At 66.7% G+C, this 19,401-nt stretch carries 13 protein-coding genes; 9 read left to right on the top strand and 4 right to left on the bottom strand.

The features are described from left to right. The first annotated feature begins 21 nt into the window (after nt 1-21). From prpC to pbpC, 8 genes are all read left to right on the top strand, one after another. On the top strand, nt 22-1,179 hold the full coding sequence (gene prpC / locus AC5P68_RS00500; protein ID WP_414498126.1) for a bifunctional 2-methylcitrate synthase/citrate synthase: 1,158 nt from the start codon (nt 22-24) through the stop codon (nt 1,177-1,179). A 97-nt stretch (nt 1,180-1,276) separates the two neighbouring features. Further along, nucleotides 1,277-3,895 carry a Fe/S-dependent 2-methylisocitrate dehydratase AcnD gene (acnD, locus tag AC5P68_RS00495; protein WP_184014043.1) on the top strand — a complete coding sequence of 873 codons (2,619 nt, stop codon included), beginning with the start codon at nt 1,277-1,279 and terminating at the stop codon, nt 3,893-3,895. Between the two features lie 94 nt (nt 3,896-3,989). After that, a complete protein-coding gene (locus tag AC5P68_RS00490; protein WP_033835384.1) occupies nt 3,990-4,694 on the top strand; it encodes a hypothetical protein in 705 nt (234 codons plus the stop codon). Further along, entirely contained in the window at nt 4,694-5,062 is a 369-nt protein-coding gene (locus AC5P68_RS00485; protein WP_231522733.1) for a type II toxin-antitoxin system ParD family antitoxin, read from the top strand. The genes AC5P68_RS00490 and AC5P68_RS00485 overlap by 1 nt, the downstream gene beginning before the upstream one ends. A gap of 52 nt (nt 5,063-5,114) precedes the next feature. Beyond that, complete coding sequence (gene prpF, locus AC5P68_RS00480) at nt 5,115-6,293, top strand: 2-methylaconitate cis-trans isomerase PrpF (protein ID WP_049431667.1); 1,179 nt, start codon at nt 5,115-5,117, stop codon at nt 6,291-6,293. A gap of 150 nt (nt 6,294-6,443) precedes the next feature. Beyond that, nucleotides 6,444-7,904, top strand: a complete 1,461-nt coding sequence (locus AC5P68_RS00475; RefSeq protein ID WP_414498125.1) for a bifunctional 2-methylcitrate dehydratase/aconitate hydratase — start codon at nt 6,444-6,446, stop codon at nt 7,902-7,904. Between the two features lie 163 nt (nt 7,905-8,067). Beyond that, complete coding sequence (locus AC5P68_RS00470) at nt 8,068-12,975, top strand: alpha-2-macroglobulin family protein (protein WP_049404546.1); 4,908 nt, start codon at nt 8,068-8,070, stop codon at nt 12,973-12,975. Nucleotides 12,976-13,039: 64 nt separating this feature from the next. Next, entirely contained in the window at nt 13,040-15,421 is a 2,382-nt protein-coding gene (pbpC, locus tag AC5P68_RS00465) for a penicillin-binding protein 1C (RefSeq protein WP_049431662.1), read from the top strand. 72 nt (nt 15,422-15,493) lie between these two features. Here the strand turns inward: pbpC and AC5P68_RS00460 are convergent, their stop codons facing one another. Beyond that, the gene (locus AC5P68_RS00460; protein ID WP_005410647.1) at nt 15,494-16,069 is read right to left on the bottom strand and encodes a ferritin-like domain-containing protein; all 576 of its coding nucleotides are present in this window, start codon (nt 16,067-16,069) and stop codon (nt 15,494-15,496) included. Between the two features lie 29 nt (nt 16,070-16,098). Next, complete coding sequence (locus AC5P68_RS00455) at nt 16,099-16,581, bottom strand: peroxiredoxin (RefSeq protein ID WP_005410646.1); 483 nt, start codon at nt 16,579-16,581, stop codon at nt 16,099-16,101. A 260-nt stretch (nt 16,582-16,841) separates the two neighbouring features. On the opposite strand from AC5P68_RS00455, the gene AC5P68_RS00450 reads away from it, so the two are divergent. Beyond that, nucleotides 16,842-17,735 carry a DnaJ C-terminal domain-containing protein gene (locus tag AC5P68_RS00450; RefSeq protein WP_005410645.1) on the top strand — a complete coding sequence of 298 codons (894 nt, stop codon included), beginning with the start codon at nt 16,842-16,844 and terminating at the stop codon, nt 17,733-17,735. 88 nt (nt 17,736-17,823) lie between these two features. Here the strand turns inward: AC5P68_RS00450 and pilH are convergent, their stop codons facing one another. Together pilH and AC5P68_RS00440 are read right to left on the bottom strand one after the other, a co-directional pair. Then, nucleotides 17,824-18,195 (bottom strand): twitching motility response regulator PilH, encoded by a 372-nt coding sequence (gene pilH, locus AC5P68_RS00445; RefSeq protein ID WP_005410644.1) that lies wholly within the window; start codon nt 18,193-18,195, stop codon nt 17,824-17,826. Nucleotides 18,196-18,283: 88 nt separating this feature from the next. Continuing rightward, nucleotides 18,284-19,279, bottom strand: coding sequence for a YhdH/YhfP family quinone oxidoreductase (locus tag AC5P68_RS00440; protein WP_005410643.1), 996 nt, complete (start codon nt 19,277-19,279; stop codon nt 18,284-18,286). Between the last annotated feature and the right edge of the window lie 122 nt (nt 19,280-19,401).

Raw genomic sequence — 19,401 nt, 5'->3', positions numbered from 1 at the left:
ATCAAGTTTTCGGAGGGAAACATGAACGATACGACCGCAACCCCGACCTTCAAGCCGAAGAAGTCCGTCGCCCTGTCCGGCACCGCTGCGGGCAACACCGCGCTGTGCAGCGTGGGCCGTAGTGGCAACGACCTGCACTACCGTGGCTACGACATCCTGGACCTGGCCAACACCAGCGAGTTCGAGGAAATCGCCTACCTGCTGGTGCACGGCAAGCTGCCGACCCGCGCCGAGCTGGTTTCGTACAAGGCCAAACTGAAGTCGCTGCGTGGCATTCCTGCTGCGGTGAAGGCGGCGCTGGAAGAGCTTCCGCCGTCGGCACACCCGATGGACGTGATGCGTACCGGCGTGTCCGTGCTCGGCTGCGTGGCGCCGGAGAAGGACGACCACAACCATCCGGGCGCGCGTGACATCGCCGACAAGCTGATGGCCTGCCTCGGTTCGATGCTGCTGTACTGGTACCACTGGAGCCACAACGGCCGCGCCATCGATGTGGAAACCGACGATGACTCGATCGGTGGCCACTTCCTGCACCTGCTGCACGGCGAGAAGCCGCAGGAATCGTGGGTGAAGGCGATGCACACCTCGCTGATCCTGTACGCGGAGCATGAGTTCAATGCCTCGACGTTCACCTGCCGCGTCATCGCCGGCACCGGCAGCGACATGTACAGCGCGATCTGCGGTGGCATCGGCGCGCTGCGCGGTCCGAAGCACGGCGGCGCCAACGAAGTGGCGTTCGAAGTGCAGAAGCGCTACGACAGTCCCGATGAGGCCGAGGAAGACATCAAGGCCCGCGTCGAGCGCAAGGAAGTGGTGATCGGTTTCGGCCACCCGGTCTACACCGTCTCTGATCCGCGCAACAAGGTGATCAAGGACGTGGCCCGCGAGCTGTCCGAAGAGCAGTCGAGCATGAAGATGTACAACATCGCCGAGCGCCTGGAATCGGTGATGTGGGACATCAAGAAGATGTTCCCGAACCTGGACTGGTTCAGCGCCGTCAGCTACCACATGATGGGCGTGCCGACCGCGATGTTCACTCCCCTGTTCGTGATCGCCCGCACCGCCGGCTGGAGCGCGCACATCGTCGAGCAGCGTATGGACGGCAAGATCATCCGCCCGAGCGCCAACTACATCGGTCCGGAAGACCGCGACTTCGTCGCCATCGACAAGCGCGTCTGATCCACCTGCCGTACCCATCCGGCCGGCCGCGTGCCGGCCGGGTGCTTTCGCCGCCGCACCGCCGGCACCCGGCCCGCCCCAAGTACTCCGCCAGCCCATGAATACCGATTACCGCAAGAACCTCCCCGGCAGCGCGCTGGATTATTTCGACGCGCGTGCCGCTGTCGATGCGATCCAGCCCGGCGCCTACGCCACCCTGCCGTACACCTCGCGCGTGCTGGCCGAGAACCTGGTGCGTCGCTGCGATCCGGCCACGCTCGGCGATTCGCTGAAGCAGCTGATCGAGCGCCGTCGCGACCTCGATTTCCCGTGGTTCCCGGCGCGCGTGGTCTGCCACGACATCCTCGGCCAGACCGCGCTGGTGGACCTGGCCGGCCTGCGTGATGCGATCGCCGACAAGGGTGGCGACCCGGCCAAGGTCAACCCGGTTGTGCCGGTGCAGCTGATCGTCGATCACTCGCTGGCGGTGGAGTGCGGTGGTTTCGATCCGCAGGCGTTCGAAAAGAACCGCGCGATCGAAGATCGTCGCAATGAAGACCGTTTCCACTTCATCGACTGGACCAAGCAGGCATTCCAGAACGTGGATGTGATTCCGCCGGGCAACGGCATCATGCACCAGATCAACCTGGAGAAGATGTCTCCGGTGATCTACGTGCAGGACGGCGTGGCCTTCCCGGATACCTGCGTGGGCACCGACAGCCACACCCCGCACGTGGATGCGCTGGGCGTGATCGCCATTGGTGTGGGTGGTCTGGAAGCGGAGAACGTGATGCTGGGCCGCGCGTCGTGGATGCGCCTGCCCGACACCGTCGGTGTCGAACTGACTGGCCGCCCGCAGCCGGGCATCACCGCCACCGACGTGGTGCTGGCGTTGACCGAGTTCCTGCGCAGGGAACGCGTCGTCGGCGCGTGGCTTGAATTCTTCGGCGAGGGTGCCGCGGCACTGACCATCGGTGACCGTGCCACCATCTCCAACATGTGCCCCGAATACGGGGCCACCGCCGCGATGTTCTACATCGACGCGCAGACCACCGATTACCTGCGCCTGACCGGGCGCGAGGAGTCGCAGGTAGCGCTGGTGGAAAACTACGCACGTACCACCGGTCTGTGGGCCGACGATCTGGCGACCGCGCAGTACGAGCGCGTGCTGCACTTCGACCTGTCCAGCGTGGTGCGCAACATGGCTGGCCCGTCCAACCCGCACAAGCGCGTGGCCACTGCCGATCTGGCCGAGCGCGGCATCGCCGACGAGGCCAAGCTGGAAGCGGGCAAGGCCGAGCAGGCGCAGGGCCTGATGCCCGATGGCGCGGTGATCATCGCGGCCATCACCAGCTGCACCAACACCTCCAATCCGCGCAACGTGATCGCCGCCGCACTGCTGGCGCGCAACGCCAACGCACGTGGCCTGCAGCGCAAGCCGTGGGTGAAGTCGTCGCTGGCGCCGGGTTCCAAGGCCGTCCAGCTGTACCTGGAAGAATCCGGCCTGCTGCCGGACCTGGAGCAGCTCGGCTTCGGCATCGTCGCCTTCGCGTGCACTACCTGCAATGGCATGAGTGGTGCGCTGGATCCGAAGATCCAGCAGGAAATCATCGACCGTGACCTGTATTCCACGGCCGTGCTGTCGGGTAACCGCAACTTCGATGGCCGCATCCATCCGTACGCCAAGCAGGCCTTCCTGGCGTCGCCACCGCTGGTGATCGCCTATGCCATCGCCGGCACTGTGCGCTTTGACATCGAGAAGGACGTGCTGGGCGTGGACGCCGACGGCAACGAGGTGCGCCTGAAGGACATCTGGCCGAGCGACGCCGAGATCGACGCGGTGGTGAAGGCCTCGGTGAAGCCCGAGCAGTTCCGCAAGGTCTACAACCCGATGTTCAACGTGCGCGTGGAGCACGGCGCCGCGGTCAGCCCGCTGTACGACTGGCGCCCGCAGAGCACCTACATCCGTCGTCCTCCGTACTGGGAGGGCGCACTGGCCGGCGAGCGCACGCTGGCAGGCATGCGCGCGCTGGCGGTGCTGCCGGACAACATCACCACCGACCACCTGTCGCCGTCCAACGCGATTCTGGCGTCCAGTGCCGCCGGCGAATACCTCGCGAAGATGGGCCTGCCGGAAGAGGACTTCAATTCCTACGCCACCCATCGCGGCGACCACCTGACCGCGCAGCGCGCCACCTTCGCCAATCCGAAGCTGTTCAACGAAATGGTGCGCAATGACGACGGCAGCGTGAAGCAGGGTTCGCTGGCGCGCGTGGAGCCGGAAGGCAAGGTGATGCGCATGTGGGAGGCGATCGAGACCTACATGGAGCGCAAGCAGCCGCTGATCATCATCGCCGGCGCCGACTACGGCCAGGGCAGCTCGCGTGACTGGGCCGCAAAGGGCGTGCGCCTGGCTGGCGTCGAGGCGATCGTGGCCGAGGGCTTCGAACGCATCCACCGTACCAACCTGATCGGCATGGGCGTGCTGCCGCTGGAGTTCAAGCCGGGCACCACCCGCCTGACCGTGGGGATCGACGGTACCGAGACCTTTGACGTGATCGGCGAGCGTACCCCGCGTGCCGAACTGACCCTGGTCATCCACCGCCGCGACGGCCAGGACGTGATCGTGCCGGTCACCTGCCGCCTGGACAGCGACGAGGAAGTGGCGATCTACGAGGCCGGCGGCGTGCTGCAGCGCTTCGCCCAGGACTTCCTGGAAGGCGCCAAGGTGGCGTAAGGCAGCAGATAGCTGACTTGTATCGAGTTGCCGCCATGCTGGCTTCGGCCCGCATGGCGGTGGTCACGGAGGAGAGGGGTGTTGCCCCATCTGCATGGGAACGGCGTTCTACAACATCGCAGGCACGGTCAACACCGCCTTCATCCTGCTGAGCCTATTGGGTGTGGGCGCGCAGTTGCGCCTGGTGCGCAACCGTCGGGAGCGTGCGGACGCGACTGACAGCGCCACTGCAGTATTGTCGCTGAATCAATTCACGGTCAGCTTCCTGGCGTACCTGTCTTTCTTCGTCTATGGCTACAGCGTCACGCCGTTCAATCACTTCATTGTCTGGCCACGCTTGCTCGCGTCGGTGCTGGTCATGGCCATCCTGGTGGAGATCTGGCGCGACCGACGGAATCGCTCCGCGACGACCAGCGTGTTGGCAGCCGCGCTGCTGCTGATCTGCGCGCTGACCGGCTTGGCCTGGGGTGATCGTCACGCGGACGAGGGCAGGGTGGTGGCCAGTGCGATGATCGTGGCCATCACTGCCTTGCTGGCGCAGGGCTATACGCATCAGATCCTGTTGATCCTTCGCAATGGCCATACCGGTGCAGTGTCGCTGCGGATGAGCCAGTGGATCCTGCTCATGGACCTGTCCACGATCGTATTTGCCTTCGCCATGGGCCTACGGATGGGATGGCCGTTGCTGCTGCTGGCAGTGGTGAGTGGCAGTACCAAGCTGGTCATCCTGTACCTGTTCCGATGGCAGCAGGGAACGTCCGCGCGGGCGCGGCGAAGTCATACTGGAGCGCCTGCGTGATGGCGAAGGCCTCTTTAAGCAACGGCTGGCGCTTTCTGCCCTTGTCGTTGCCTTTGGTGCCTCGCAGACTGTCGCGTGACAGTTCCGCAGTGGAGGTCTATATGGTCAATGTCAACGTGGTGCTGACTGATGAGCTCAAACAGTTCGTGGACCAGGAAGTTCGTGAAGGCGACTACGCCAGCGCTTCCGAGTACGTTCGCGACCTTATCCGTCAGCGTCGGCGAAGCAAGGCTGAAGACCTGCTTCGCCAGTTGATCGCTGAAGGTCTTGCTTCGGGGCCTCCGGCCCCCTGCCTCTGGGGCACTTCCAGAAACTGCTCGAGCGCGCATCGAATCGAAGATGAAGCCAGTACATATGGCCCACCTTAGGGCGGTGCACGGCTCCCAGAGAATTGTTTCACTGCACACAGGAACCCGATCCATGACCTTCCTCCCGCAACTCCGTATTCCCGCTACCTACATGCGCGGTGGCACCAGCAAGGGCGTGTTCTTCCGCCTGCAGGACCTGCCCGAGGCCGCGCAGGTGCCGGGCGCCGCACGCGATGCACTGCTGATGCGCGTGATCGGCTCGCCCGATCCGTATGGCAAGCAGACCGATGGCATGGGCGGTGCAACGTCCAGCACCAGCAAATGCGTGATCATCTCCACCGCTTCTGTGCCGGACCACGATGTGGACTACCTGTACGGCCAGGTCTCGATCGATACCGCCTTCGTCGACTGGAGCGGCAACTGCGGCAACCTCAGCACTGCGGTCGGCCCGTTCGCGATTGCCAACGGCCTGATCGATCCCGCCCGCGTGCCGCGCGATGGCCTGTGCACCGTACGCATCTGGCAGGCCAACATCGGCAAGACCATCATCGCGCACGTGCCGATGCGCGATGGCGAAGTACAGGAGACCGGCGATTTCGAGCTGGATGGCGTGACCTTCCCGGCGGCCGAGATCCAGCTGGAATTCATCGATCCGTCCGACGACGGTGATGCGGGCGCGATGTTCCCGACCGGCAATCTGGTCGATACATTGGACGTGCCCGGCGTGGGCAGCTTCGAGGTGACCATGATCACCGCCGGCATCCCGACCATCTTCCTCAACGCCGCCGACCTCGGCTACACCGGGACCGAGCTGCAGCCGGCAATCAACGAAGACAAGGCGGCACTACAGAAGTTCGAGACCATTCGTGCCTACGGCGCGCTGCGCATGGGCCTGATCAACACGCTGGAAGACGCGGCAACCCGCCAGCACACACCGAAGGTCGCCTTCGTGGCACCGGCACAGGACTACGTGTCGTCCAGCGGCAAGGCCATTCCGGCCTCGGCGATCGACCTGCATGCGCGTGCGCTGTCGATGGGCAAGCTGCATCACGCGATGATGGGGACCGCCGCCGTGGCGATCGGTACCGCAGCGGCGATTCCGGGCACGCTGGTCAATCGCGCGGCCGGTGGCGGCGAACGCGAAGCAGTAACCTTCGGCCATCCCTCCGGCACGCTGCGCGTGGGCGCGCTGGCCGGCCTCGTTGACGGCCAGTGGACGGTGACCAAGGCCATCATGAGCCGCAGCGCCCGCGTATTGATGGAAGGCAAGGTGCGGGTACCGGCCGAGTAACCAGCCGAACGGCGCCGGCATCACATGCTCTGGTGGATGCCAACCTTGGTTGGCATTGCATTGGCACCGCCCGGGTACGGTCCAGCGCCAGCCTAGGTTGGCGATTACCGGGAGGCGCGGCCTGACCTGCTTCTGAAGAGGAGATCGACGATGTCCGACAACCACACCCCATCCAACGAGCGTGCAGCGTGGGATGCACTGCTGGTGGACATCGTCGATTACGTGCGCGACGCGCGCATCGACTCACCGCTGGCGTTCCAGACCGCGCACCACTGCCTGCTCGATACGCTGGGCTGTGGCCTGGAAGCGCTGTCCTTCCCGGCCTGCAGCAAGCTGCTCGGTCCACTGGTGCCGGGCATCAGCGTAGTCAACGGCGCGCGCGTACCGGGCACGCACTACGTGCTGGATCCGGTGCAGGCCGCCTTCAACATCGGCGCAATGGTGCGCTGGCTGGATTTCAACGACACCTGGCTCGCCGCCGAATGGGGGCACCCGTCGGACAACCTGGGCGGCATCCTCGCCGTCTGCGATTGGCTGGGCCGCAACGCGCAGGCCCTGCGCCGACCGCCGCCGACCGTGCACGACGTGTTGCTGGCGATGATCAAGGCGCACGAGATCCAGGGCGTGCTGGCCCTGCAGAACTCCTTCAACCGGGTCGGGCTGGACCATGTGGTGCTGGTCAAGGTCGCCACCACGGCGGTGGTCTCGCAGCTGCTCGGGCTGGACCGCGAGCGCATGCTCAATGCGCTGTCGCTGGCCTGGGTCGATGGCCAAGCGCTGCGCACCTACCGGCACGCACCCAACACCGGCTCGCGCAAGAGCTGGGCGGCCGGCGATGCGACCAGCCGTGGCGTGCGCTTGGCCTTGATGGCAGCCAGCGGTGAGATGGGCTATGCCAGCGTGCTGAGCGCGCCAACCTGGGGCTTCGAGGCCGTGTCCATGCGCGGTCAGGCACTGACGCTGGGGCGACCGTTAGGCAGCTATGTGATGGAGAACGTGCTGTTCAAGATCAGCTACCCGGCCGAGTTCCACGGCCAGACCGCAGTGGAGGCCGCGGTCATGCTGCACCAGCAGTTGCTTGCGATGGGGCGGCGGGTCGAGGACATTGCGCACATCGCGATCCGGACCCAGGAAGCCTGCATCCGCATCATCGACAAGCAGGGCCCACTGCATAACCCGGCCGACCGCGACCACTGCGTGCAGTACATGGTCGCCATCGCATTGCTGCATGGGCGGCTGGTGGCAGAGGACTACGAGGACGATGTGGCGGCGGATCCGCGCATCGATGCACTGCGCGCGAAGATGGGCTGTCATGAGGATCCGCAGCTCAGCGCCGATTACCTGGACCCGGACAAGCGCAGCATCGCCAACGGCCTGAGTGTGCGCTTCAGCGACGGTACTGAGCTGCCCGAGGTACTGGTGGAATACCCGCTGGGCCACGCGCGCCGACGTGAGGAGGGCATTCCGTTGCTGATGGACAAGTTCCGCCGGCACCTGGCCCACCGCTTCCCGACCACCCAGCAGCAGCGCATCCTGGCCGCATCGCTGGACCCTGTGGCGCTGGCGGCGATGCCGGTGACCGACTACGTGGACCTGTACCTGCCGGGCTAGAGCGATCGGTAGTGCCGGCCGCTGGCCGGCAATTCCATCCAATCTGCCATGCCGGTTGCCGGCCAGCGGCCGGCACTACCCGCACTTGGGGCAATTGCCGAATTCGCGTCAACACTTTGACGTGGCCTGCCTATAATGGCCGCCTCGATCAAGGAGTGACGACATGAGCGGTCCGGCACGGCGGAAGCGGTGGGGATGGGCGGCGGCGGTACTGGCAGGAGGCCTGTTGCTGGGCCTGGCTGGCTGCCGCAATGACAGCGGGCAGCTGCCCAAGGCCAGCGGTGAAGCCATCACCACCAAGGCCGAGCAGGTGAAGGAATTCACCCTGCTGCGTGCCTACCCGGACCAGAAGAATGACGGCCTGTCGCTGGCGCTGGAGTTCTCGCGCCCGCTGGTCGGCACCCAGGATTTCGACAAGCTGGTGCGCTTCGAAGAGAAGGTCGGCACCGACGACAGCAGCTGGACGCTGTCCGATGACGGCCTGACCCTGCGCTACCCGTTCGTCGAGGCCGGCAAGGAGTTCAGCCTGGTGGTCTCGCCGGACCTGCTGGCCGCCGATGGCAGCCGCCTGGGCAAGGAGCTGAAACAGAAGGTGTTCAGCGGCGAGCTGAAACCGGTGGTCGGCTTCGCCTCGCAGGGCAGCGTGCTGCCGGCCAAGGACAGTCGTGGCCTGCCGGTGGTCTCGGTGAACGTGCCGGAGGTCGACGTCGAGTTCCTGCGCGTGCGCGAGAAGGACCTGCCGACCTTCTTCAGCCAGTACCAGCGCGGTGGCCGCCGCGGCAGCTGGGAGCTGAGCAGCGACTACGAGCGCAGCCCGATCAACAAGCTGGCAGAGCCGGTCTACGTCAACCGCTTCATCCTGGGCGGCAAGAAGAACGAGCGGGTGCTGACCTACCTGCCGACCCAGGACATCAAGGAACTGCAGGAGCCGGGCCTGTACTTCGCCCTGCTCAAGCGCACCGGTGACTACGAAGGCGAGTTCGATACCGCGTTCTTCTCGGTCAGCGACATCGGCCTGCATACCCGCGCCTACAAGGACAAGCTGTTCGTCCATACCGCCGGCCTGAAGGACGGCGCGCCGCTGAAGGGCATCGACCTGCGCGTGCTCGATGCCAAGGGCGAGGTGGTGCTGAAGGGCAGCACCGACGGCAATGGCAATGCGCTGCTGAACTACACCCTGGATGCCACCCACGTGCTGGTCGCCAGCACCGGCAAGGACACCAGCTTCCTGCCGTTCAACCAGCCGGCGCTGGACCTGAGCGAATTCGCCGTGGCCGGCCGTGACAATGCCTGGTTCGACGTCTACGCCTGGTCCGGCCGCGACCTGTACCGCCCGGGCGAGACCGTGCGCCTGTCCGCCCTGCTGCGCGACAACGACGGCAAGCCGGTCAAGGCGCAACCGGTATTCCTGCGGCTGAAGCAGCCCGACGGCAAGACCTTCCGCGAGACCCGCCTGCAGCCGGGCGACCAGGGCTACATCAACTTCGAGCAGGTCATTCCCGCCGAGGCGCCGACCGGGCGCTGGCAGGTCGAGTTCCGCACCGACCCGGCCAGCAAGGAAGCGATCCAGGGCATGACCCTGCGCATCGAGGAATTCCTGCCGGAACGCATGAAGCTGGACTTGGACAGCGCGCAGAAGACGCTGAAGCCGGGTGAGGACCTGCGCCTGCAGGCCAATGGTGCCTATCTGTACGGGGCACCGGCCAATGGCAACCGCTTCACGGCACGTATGGCGGTGGCCGCCGAGCAGAAGCCGGTGGAGGGCCTGCCGGGCTATTTCTTCGGTGACCCGACCCTGCAGCTGCCGCGCGAGGCCAAGGACGTGATCGATACCACGCTGCCGGGCAACGGCCAGCTGCGTGAGGACGTCGCGTTGCCGGAAGAGGCAGCCAAGGCCAAGGCGCCGATTGCCGTAGTGCTGTCCGGCAGCCTGTATGAAACCGGTGGCCGCACGGTCACCCGTACCCTGAAGCGGGTGATGTGGCCGGCCAACGCCCTGGTCGGTGTACGCCCGCTGTTCAACCCGGAGGACGGTGCCGATTCCAACGGCAACGCGCGCTTCGAATTGATGCGCGTGGATGCTGCTGGTACGCCGCAGCCGGCCAAGGGCTTGAAGATCACTCTGGTGCGCGAGCTGCGCGACTACCACTGGACCTTCAACGACAACCGCTGGGACTACGATTTCACCCGCCGTTTCGAGAACAAGGAAACCCGCACCGTCGATGCCGGCAGCAGTGCGGTCGCCTTCGATTTCCCGGTGGAGTGGGGCGAGTACCGGGTGGACGTGTTCGACCCGTCCACCGGCCTGACCAGCCGTTACCCGTTCCGCGCCGGCTGGAGCTGGGGTGATGACAACCGCGGCCTGGACGCGCGCCCGGACAAGATCAAGCTGGGCCTGGACAAGACCGGCTACAAGGCAGGCGACACGCTTGAGGTGACGGTGACCCCGCCGCACGCCGGCAAGGGCATCCTGATGGTCGAGACCGACCGCATGCTGTACGTGCAGGACATCGACGCCAAGCCGGGTTCGACCTTCAAGATTCCGGTCACCGCTGACTGGGAGCGCCACGACGTCTACATCACCGCGCTGGTGTTCCGCGGCGGCAGTGCGCCGAGCAAGATCACCCCGGCCCGTGCGGTGGGCGTGGTGCACGTGCCGATGGACCGCAAGGGGCGCACCGTGGCCGTCGGCCTGGCAGCGCCCAAGCAGATGCGACCGGAACAGGACCTGCCGGTGACGGTCAGCGCACCGCAGCTGGCCGGCAAAATGGCGCACGTCACGGTCTCGGCGGTGGACGTGGGCATCCTCAACATCACCCGCTTCCCGGTGCCCGATGCCGGTGCGCACTTCTTCGCCCAGCGTCGCCTCGGCATCGATGCCTACGACATCTACAGCCGGGTGATCGAGAGCTTTGACGGCGGCGCCGGCAAGCTGAAGTTCGGTGGCGACATGGCGCTGCAGGCGTTGCCGCAGGCCAAGCGCCCGACCGCGCGCGTGCAGACCGTGGACCTGTTCTCTGGCCCGGTGCAGCTCGATGCCAAGGGCATCGCCCGCATCCGCCTGAAGGTGCCGGACTTCAACGGCACCCTGCGGGTGTCGGCACTGGTCTACAGCGATGACCAGTACGGCAAGCGCGACGTGGAAACCGTGGTGCGTGCGCCGATCCTCGCCGAAGCCAGCATGCCGCGCGTGCTCGCTCCGGGCGACCGCAGCACCGTGACCCTGGATGTGCAGAACTTCACCGGCAAGCCGGGCCAGTTCAACGTGAAGGTGGAAAGCGAGGGCCCGCTGAACCTGGGCGAAGGCAGCCGCAGCGTGCAGTTGAATGCCGACGCCAAGACCACGTTGAGCTTCCCGCTTTCGGCACGCGAGGGCCACAGCGTGGCCAAGGTGCGGGTGCGGGTGGACGGCAACGGCTTCAAGGCCGATCGCCGTTACGACCTGCCGGTGCGTGCGGCGTGGCCGCAGGTGCTGCGTTCGCAGGTGCGCACGCTTGATCCGTTGGCCGCGGTCAGCCTCGATAACAGCCTGACCGATGGCCTGATGGCCGAGTCGGTGAATGCCCGCCTGCTGGTCAGCCCGCTGCCGCCGATCCCGTTCGCCAGTGCGCTGCAGGGTGCATTGAACTACCCGTATGGCTGTGCCGAGCAGACCACCAGCAAGGGCTACGCCGCGCTGATCCTGGACCAGGCAACATCGTCGATGCTCGGTGCCGACGGGCTGGATGCCAAGACCCGCCGCGAGCGCATGGAAGGTGCGTTTGGCCGCCTGGCGTCGATGCAGGTGGCCAATGGCAACTTCTCGATGTGGGGTGACGACGGCTACGTGAACCCGTGGCTGACCCCGTACATCACCGAGTTCCTGCTCGATGCCAAGGACGCCGGCTTCGCCGTGCCCGACAACGTGCTGCAGAAGGCACTCAACCGCCTCAGCGAGGATCTGCTGTCCGGTGGCAACCAGTTCTATGGCCAGGACGACCGCGAGAAACTGAAGTTCGCCAACCAGGCGTACTCGGGCTACGTGCTGGCCAGGGTCAACCGTGCGCCGCTGGGTACCCTGCGCACGCTGTACGACAACGAGCGCAGCAAGGCGGTCGGCGGCCTGTCGCTGGTCCACCTGGGCGTGGCGCTGTCGTTGCAGGGCGATGCCAAGCGCGGCCAGGCCGCGCTGGCGGCGGCCTTCGCCAAGTCCAGCAGCGAACGCCCGTCGTACTTCGGCGACTACGGCAGTGCGATCCGTGATGACGCGCTGATGATCGCGCTGACCCACGAAAACAAGCTGGCCAAGCCGGCCTGGGATGCACGTGCGGTTGACCTCGGCCGCGGCCTGGATGCGCGCCGCAATGCCGGCTGGATGTGGCTGAGTACGCAGGAACAGGTGGCGATTGCCCGCCTTGGCAAGGCGCTTGCTGCCAACCAGAAGGCGCTGGTGGCCGGTGAACTGGTGATCGGTGGCAACACCGAAGCCATCGGCGAACGCAAGCTGTTCGGCCGCAACTTCAGTGCAAATGAACTCGCCAGCGGCGTGCGCTTCACCCCGCAGGGCCAGCCGCCGATGTTCGCCAGCATCGACGTGGCCGGTATCCCGCGCAGCGCGCCGGCACCGGATAACAGCGTGCTGGGCGTCGAGCGCAGCTACTACGGCACCGATGGCAAGCCGTGGTCGCCGCGGCCGCTGAAGGAAGGCGAAGCCCTGATCGTGCGCGTCACCGTCACCGCTGACACCACGATGCCCGATGCACTGCTGACCGACCTGCTGCCGGCCGGCCTGGAGATCGAGAACTTCAACCTGGGCGATGCCAAGCAGTGGGCCGACGTGGTGGTCGATGGCATCACCATCAGCGACCGGGGTGAAGCCGCCGATACCAAGCACGAGGAATTCCGCGACGACCGCTACGTGGCCGCGCTGAAGCTCTCGCGTGGCAGCAAGGCCAACGTGTTCTACCTGGTGCGCGCGGTGACCCCGGGTACCTACTCGGTGCCGCCGCCGCTGGTGGAGGACATGTACCGGCCGCAGCTGCGCGGCGTCGGCCGCAGCAACCCGACCACGATCACGGTGGTACAGCCGTGACCGCGCGGACGGGCCGCGACGGTGCGGCCCGTCCAGCTGGCAAGCTCCAATGCGGCACGCTGCAATGAAGAACACGATGACGACCCGGCTGGCGACCCTGCGCCGCCGGCTGCAGCCACTGTGGCCGTGGCTGCGCTGGGGTATGGCCGCCACGCTGGCACTGCTGCTGGTGCTGGATTTCGTCTTCCCGCCGCCGCTGCCGAAGCAACGCGATACCAGCACTCTGGTGGTGGCTGCCGATGGCACGCCGCTGCGTGCGTTCGCCGACGCCGAGGGCGTGTGGCGTTATCCGGCATCGACCGACAGCGTCTCGCCGCTGTACCTGCAGGCGCTGCTGACCTACGAAGACCGCTGGTTCTGGCGCCATCCGGGCATCAACCCGCTGGCGATCCTGCGTGCCAGTGGCCAGCTGCTGCGCGGTGGTCGCATCGTGTCCGGTGGCTCGACCTTGACCATGCAGGTCGCACGCATCCTCGATCCGCATACGCGCACGCCCTGGGGCAAGCTCAAGCAGATGCTGCGTGCGGTGCAGTTGGAAGTGCACCTGAGCAAGCAGCAGATCCTGGCCCTGTACCTGGAGCGCGCACCCTACGGCGGCACCATCGAGGGCGTGGAAGCGGCCAGCTGGGCCTACCTGGGCAAGCCGGCGGCGCAGCTGTCGCATGCCGAGGCGGCGTTGCTGGCGGTGCTGCCACAGGCGCCGAGCCGGCTGCGCCCGGACCGCCATCCGGAAGCGGCGCAGAAGGCACGCGACAAGGTGCTGTCACGCATGGCCGAGCTGGGCGCGTGGACAGCGGAAGAAGTGGAAGATGCGCGCATCGAGAACGTGGTCGCACGCTCGCTGCGGCCGCCGCTGCATGCCGCGTTGCTGGCACAGCGCCTGCACTCGGCGCATCCGGGCCAGGCACGCATTCAGAGCAGTATCGACATCGGCCTGCAGCGCACCCTGGAAGAACGCGTGGCCAGCTACTTCTCCACGCTGCCCGAGCGCACCTCGGCGGCCCTGCTGGTGGTCGACAACCAGACCCTGCAGGCGCGTGCCTATGTCGGCACGCTGGCGTTCGGTGACCGCCAGCGGCTCGGCCACGTGGACATGGTGCAGGCCTGGCGCTCGCCTGGGTCCACGCTCAAGCCGTTCCTGTATGCAATGGCGCTGGACGATGGCCTGATCCACTCGGAAAGCCTGCTGGTCGATGCGCCGCAGAGTTTCGGCAGCTACCGCCCCGGCAACTTCGACATGGCCTTCAATGGGCCGATCGGCGCCTCCAGCGCGCTGCGGCTGTCACTCAACGTGCCCTCGGTGGACCTGCTGCAGCGGGTCGGTCCGGCGCGCTTTGCTGCGCGCCTGTCGCACTCCGGCATCCAGCTGCGCTTCCCGCCGGGCAGCACGCCCAACCTGTCGCTGATCCTGGGCGGCACCGGTGCGCGGCTGGAAGATCTGGTCGGTGCGTTCGCCGCGCTCAACCGCAACGGCATCGCCGGGCGCGTGCGCTACACCGATGACGAACCGATGATCGAGCGGCGCCTGGCCTCGCCGGGCGCCAGCTGGATCGTGCGCGAGATGCTGGAATCGAATCCGCGGCCGGGGTATAGCGTCGGGACGTTCGATGTCGGTGGCCGCCCGCGCGTGGCGTGGAAGACCGGCACCAGTTACGGGTACCGCGATGCGTGGGCGATCGGCAGCACCCGCCACTACACCGTGGGCGTGTGGGTGGGTCGGCCGGACGGCACACCCCTACCGGGCCAGTACGGCGCGGTGACCGCGCTGCCGCTGATGTTCGAGGTGGTGGACAGCCTGCCGCGCCAGCGCGGTGACTCGGCCGCTGCGCCGATGCCGGCCAGCGTCAGCCAGGAAGACATCTGCTGGCCGACCGGTGAGCATGCCGAAGGCCTGCCTGCTGCGCTCTGCCAGCGGCTGATGCCAGCCTATCTGCTGGAAGGGGCAGCACCACCGACCTTCCCCGAACGCGAAGCACGGCGCTGGCAACCGGGTCGGCAGCGCTACCTTGCCGATGCGCGTACCGGTCTGCGTGTGTCAGCCGATTGCCGCTTGCCGCACGAAGAAGTCGCGCGCGAGATCGCGCGCTGGCCAGCGTTGCTGTCGCCGTGGCTGTCCAAGGCCACGCGCGAAGCCTCGCAGCTGCCGGCGCTGTCGCCGGACTGCCGTGATGATGGCCGCGAGGCCAGCGTTGCGCTGCACATCGATGGGCTCAACGATGGCGCCACGCTGGCGCGCGCGCCGAATTCGGAACATGGCGTACGCCTGCAGCTGCGCGCGCTGGGCAGCGAGCAGGCGGTGGACTGGTTGCTCGATGGACGCTGGATCGCACAGACGCACGGCGCGCAGCTGATGCAGCGCGAGTTCGCCGGGCCGGGCGCGCACACCTTGACCGCGCTGGCGGCAGATGGCGCGTGGACACAGGTAAGGTTCAACGTCCTGCGGTAGGTGCCAACCTTGGTTGGCACGTGATGAGTGCGCCCACCAGGGTGGGCATCTACCAAGGCGTATGCGGGGCCGCTATTCCCCGATCCACCCATCCAGCAGGTCGGCGAACTCGTCGGCGTGCTCTTCTTCCTGCGCCAGGATCTCTTCAAGGATGCGCTTGGTGGTGGTATCGCGGTCACCGATGAAGTTGATCATCTCGCGATAGCTGTCGATGGCGATGCGCTCGGCCACCAGGTTCTCGCGCACCATGTCGCGCAGGTCGCTGCCTTCCTTGTATTCGGCGTGCGAACGCGCGGTCAGCGTATCCGGGTTGAGATCCGGCTCGCCGCCCAGCTGGACGATGCGCTCGGCCAGCTTGCCGGCATGCGCCTGTTCCTGCTGTGCATGTTCCAGGAACTCGGCCTTGACCGCGTCGGCCAGCATGCCCTTGGCCATGAAGTAGTGCCGGTAGTAGCGCAGAACGCAGACGTACTCGGTGGCCAGTGCGTCGTTGAGCAGCTTGATCACCACCTCGCGGTCAGCGCTGTAGCTGTCTGTGATCGCGCCGTCTTCGAGGTTGCGGCGGGCGCGCTCGCGCAGGGTTGCGCGATCGCTGATGCCAGGAACGTTTGCGGCGGGCTTGCTGGCTTTGGCTGGCTTGCTGGACATGGCTGGCCGTTTCCTTCTGCGGTGGGGAATCAGGTGGGGAGATGCTCCAGCACGTACTCGGCCGAAGACACTTCGAACTGGCCGGGCTGTTCAACCCAGGCCTCTCGAACTACGCCGTCGTCGACGTACAGGGCAAAACGACGCGAGCGGATTCCCATGCCCGACGCGCTCGCATCAAGCTCCAGACCCAGGGCGCGGGTCAGCTCGGCATTGCCGTCGGACAGCATCAGAAGGCCGTCGGGCACGCTCTGGTCGGCGGCCCAGGCCTTCATCACGAACGGGTCGTTGACGGCCATGCAGTAGACGTCGATGCCGCGCTGGCGGAAGGCCTCGAACTTTTCGACGTAGCCGGGAAGGTGACGTGCCGAGCACGTCGGGGTGAACGCGCCGGGCACGGCGAACAGCACCACCTTGCGCGCATCGAACAACGAATGCGTATCAAGCGTTTCAATGCCCTCGCGGATGCGCTTGAGGGTCACTTCCGGAATGCGGTCGCCGACATGGATGGTCATGGGAACTCCTTGCTGGGGCAGGCTAGTGGGCCGGATGGGACAGGGGCGTCAAGACATTGGAAACCCGGTGTGCAGGCCCCATCTTCCGGCGTTGTGGCAGGGGCTTCCAGCCACAGCGTGGCGCACGGGGATGGCAGCCGCATTGCGCAGGATCAGTCGGCCTCACCGGGGCCGCACGAGGGGCGGCGTAGCCTCGCAGGCGCGTAGAATGAACCCGGGGCGGCGCCACCGGCGCGGCCGAAGCGAATCGAGGTAGCTGGATGGAATTCAAGGATTACTACGCCACCCTGGGGGTGGAACCGAGCGCGGGCGAGGCGGAGATCAAGACCGCCTACCGCCGGCTGGCACGCAAGTACCACCCGGACGTCAGCAAGGAGGCTGGGGCCGAAGACAAGTTCAAGGCGGTCAACGAGGCCTACGAGGCGCTGCGTGATCCGGAAAAGCGCGCGGCCTACGACCAGCTGCGCGCGCAGGGCTATCGCCCGGGCGAGGAGTTCAACGTGCCGCCGAACTACGGCGGCGCCGGTGGTTTCAATTTCGAGGAAGTGTTCGGTGGCGGCGGCCCCAACGGCGGCTTCAGCGACTTCTTCGAAAGCCTGTTCGCGCGCCAGCGCGGTGGAGCGGGCGCGGGGGCCGGTCCGGGCTTCAGCAGCCAGGGCCATGCGCCCAACCGCGATACCCGCGCCAAGCTGTCGGTGCCACTGGAAGCGGCCTACAGCGGCGACAGCCTGCGCATCACCGTCAACGGCAAGCAGCTGGACGTGCGCGTGCCCAAGGGCATCCGCCCGGGCCAGGTGATCCGCCTGGCAGGGCAGGGCAACCATGGCGGCAACCTGCTGCTGGAAGTGGAATACGCCGCCCACCCGCAGTTCGAGGTCGATGGCCGCAACATCCTCTATACGCTGCCGCTCACGCCGTGGCAGGCCGCGCTGGGCACCAGCATCAGCGTGCCGACCCTGGGCGGCGCGGTGGAACTGAAGATTCCGGCCGATTCCGATGCCGGCCGCAAGCTGCGCCTGCGCGGGCGTGGCCTGCCGGGCAACCCGGATGGCGACCAGATCGTCGAGATCGAGATCGTGGCCCCGGCTGCGACCGACGAGGCGCAGAAGAAGGCGTACCGCAATCTGGCCAAGGCGTTCGGCGAGACCATTTGAAGGTACTGCCGGCCGCTGGCCGGCAACTTCATTGCCCTGGACGGTGATGCGTGGTTGCCGGCCAGCGGCCGGCACTACCGCGCGCGTCTCAGCCCTGGCCCGCGAACACGCGCTCCAGCACCTCGGACAGCTCGTCCTCCGAGAACGGCTTGGTGATGTAGGCCTTGGCGCCCTGGCGCATGCCCCACATGCGGTCGGTGTCCTGGTCCTTGGTGGTCACCAGGATCACCGGGATATGCCGGGTCGCCTCGTCGCGGGCGAGGGTACGGGTGGCCTGGAAGCCGTTGAGGTTGGGCATCACCACGTCCATCAGGACCAGGTCGGGCAGCTCGGCCTTGGCGGTTTCGACCCCGGCGGCGCCATCGGTGGCGGTCAGGATCTGGTGCCCGAGCTTCTCGACGATGCGCTGTATCCCCAACAGCTGCGACGGTGAGTCGTCGACGATCAGAATGCGTGCCATGTTGTTCCCCATGTAATGCCCGCAGTGTAGTGCGGGCCCATTACCGGCGGGAGGGCCGCGTCTGCCGTCCGTCGCCTGCCTGCGACGTTCAGTCGATCCGCACCACGGTGCGACCCAGCGAACCGCCCGCCAGCATCCGTTCGAACACGGCAGGAAGGCCATCGAGGCCGACTTCGGCGGTGCAGATGCGGTCCAGGTGCTGCGGCTTCCAGTCACTCCCCAGCCGCGACCACACTTCCTCACGCAGTCCGCGTGGCGCATTGGCCGAGGACACGCCCAGCAGCGAGACACCGCGCAGGATGAACGGCATCACCGTCATGTCCAGCGTCGGACTGGCTGCCAGGCCGGCACTGACCACGCTGCCGTAGGGCACGGTCTGCGCCAGCAGGCTGGCCAGCATGTCGCCTCCGGCATTATCGAGGCCACCCCCGAAGCGGGCCGACTGCAGCGCGCCGGTGTCGGCCAGCGCGTCGCGCGGCAGTACCTCGGTGGCGCCGATGCTGCGCAGGAATCCTGCCTGGTCCGGCTTGCCGCTGACCGCGTGCACGCTGTAGCCGGCACGGCTGAAGATGGACAGCGCCAGCGCACCGACACCGCCGCTGGCACCGGTGACCGCCAGCGGGCCGAGTTCCGGGGTCTGGCGGTTGTCCTGCATGCGCAGCAGGGCCAGCGCCGCAGTGAAGCCGGCGGTGCCCAGCACCATCGCCTCGCGTGGGGTCAGCCCGGCCGGCTGGGCGATCACCGCGCGCGATTCCAGCCGCACGTACTGGCTGTAGCCGCCGTCGCGGGTCTCGCTGAGGCCGCAGCCGGTGGCCAGCACCGCGTCGCCTTCACGCCAGTCCGGGTCGGTGCTGGCGACCACGGTGCCGGCCACATCGATGCCGCCCACCAGCGGGAAGCGGCGCAGGATCTTCCCTTTTCCAGTACCGGCCAGCGCGTCCTTGTAGTTGACCGAGGACCAGTGGGCGCGGATCAGCACCTGGCCGGGGTTGAGGTCGTCGACCCCGAGCCGGACCAGGCCGCTGCGGTAGCCGGCGTCGTCGTTTTCGATGCGGAAGGCGGTGAACGGGGTGGTGGGGGCCATCGGCGTTGCCTGACTTCGAGGAAAACGCCACCTTACCCCGTTGCCCCCCTTTCGATCCTGCCGATCCGCCCCATCTTGTATGATCGGTGATGGTTTCACGGCTGGCGGTGCGGGAAGGGCCC

The sequence above is a fragment of the Stenotrophomonas sp. YJH_SMC_58 genome (assembly GCF_059369635.1).
This window is presented reverse-complemented; position numbering and strand designations above follow the sequence as displayed.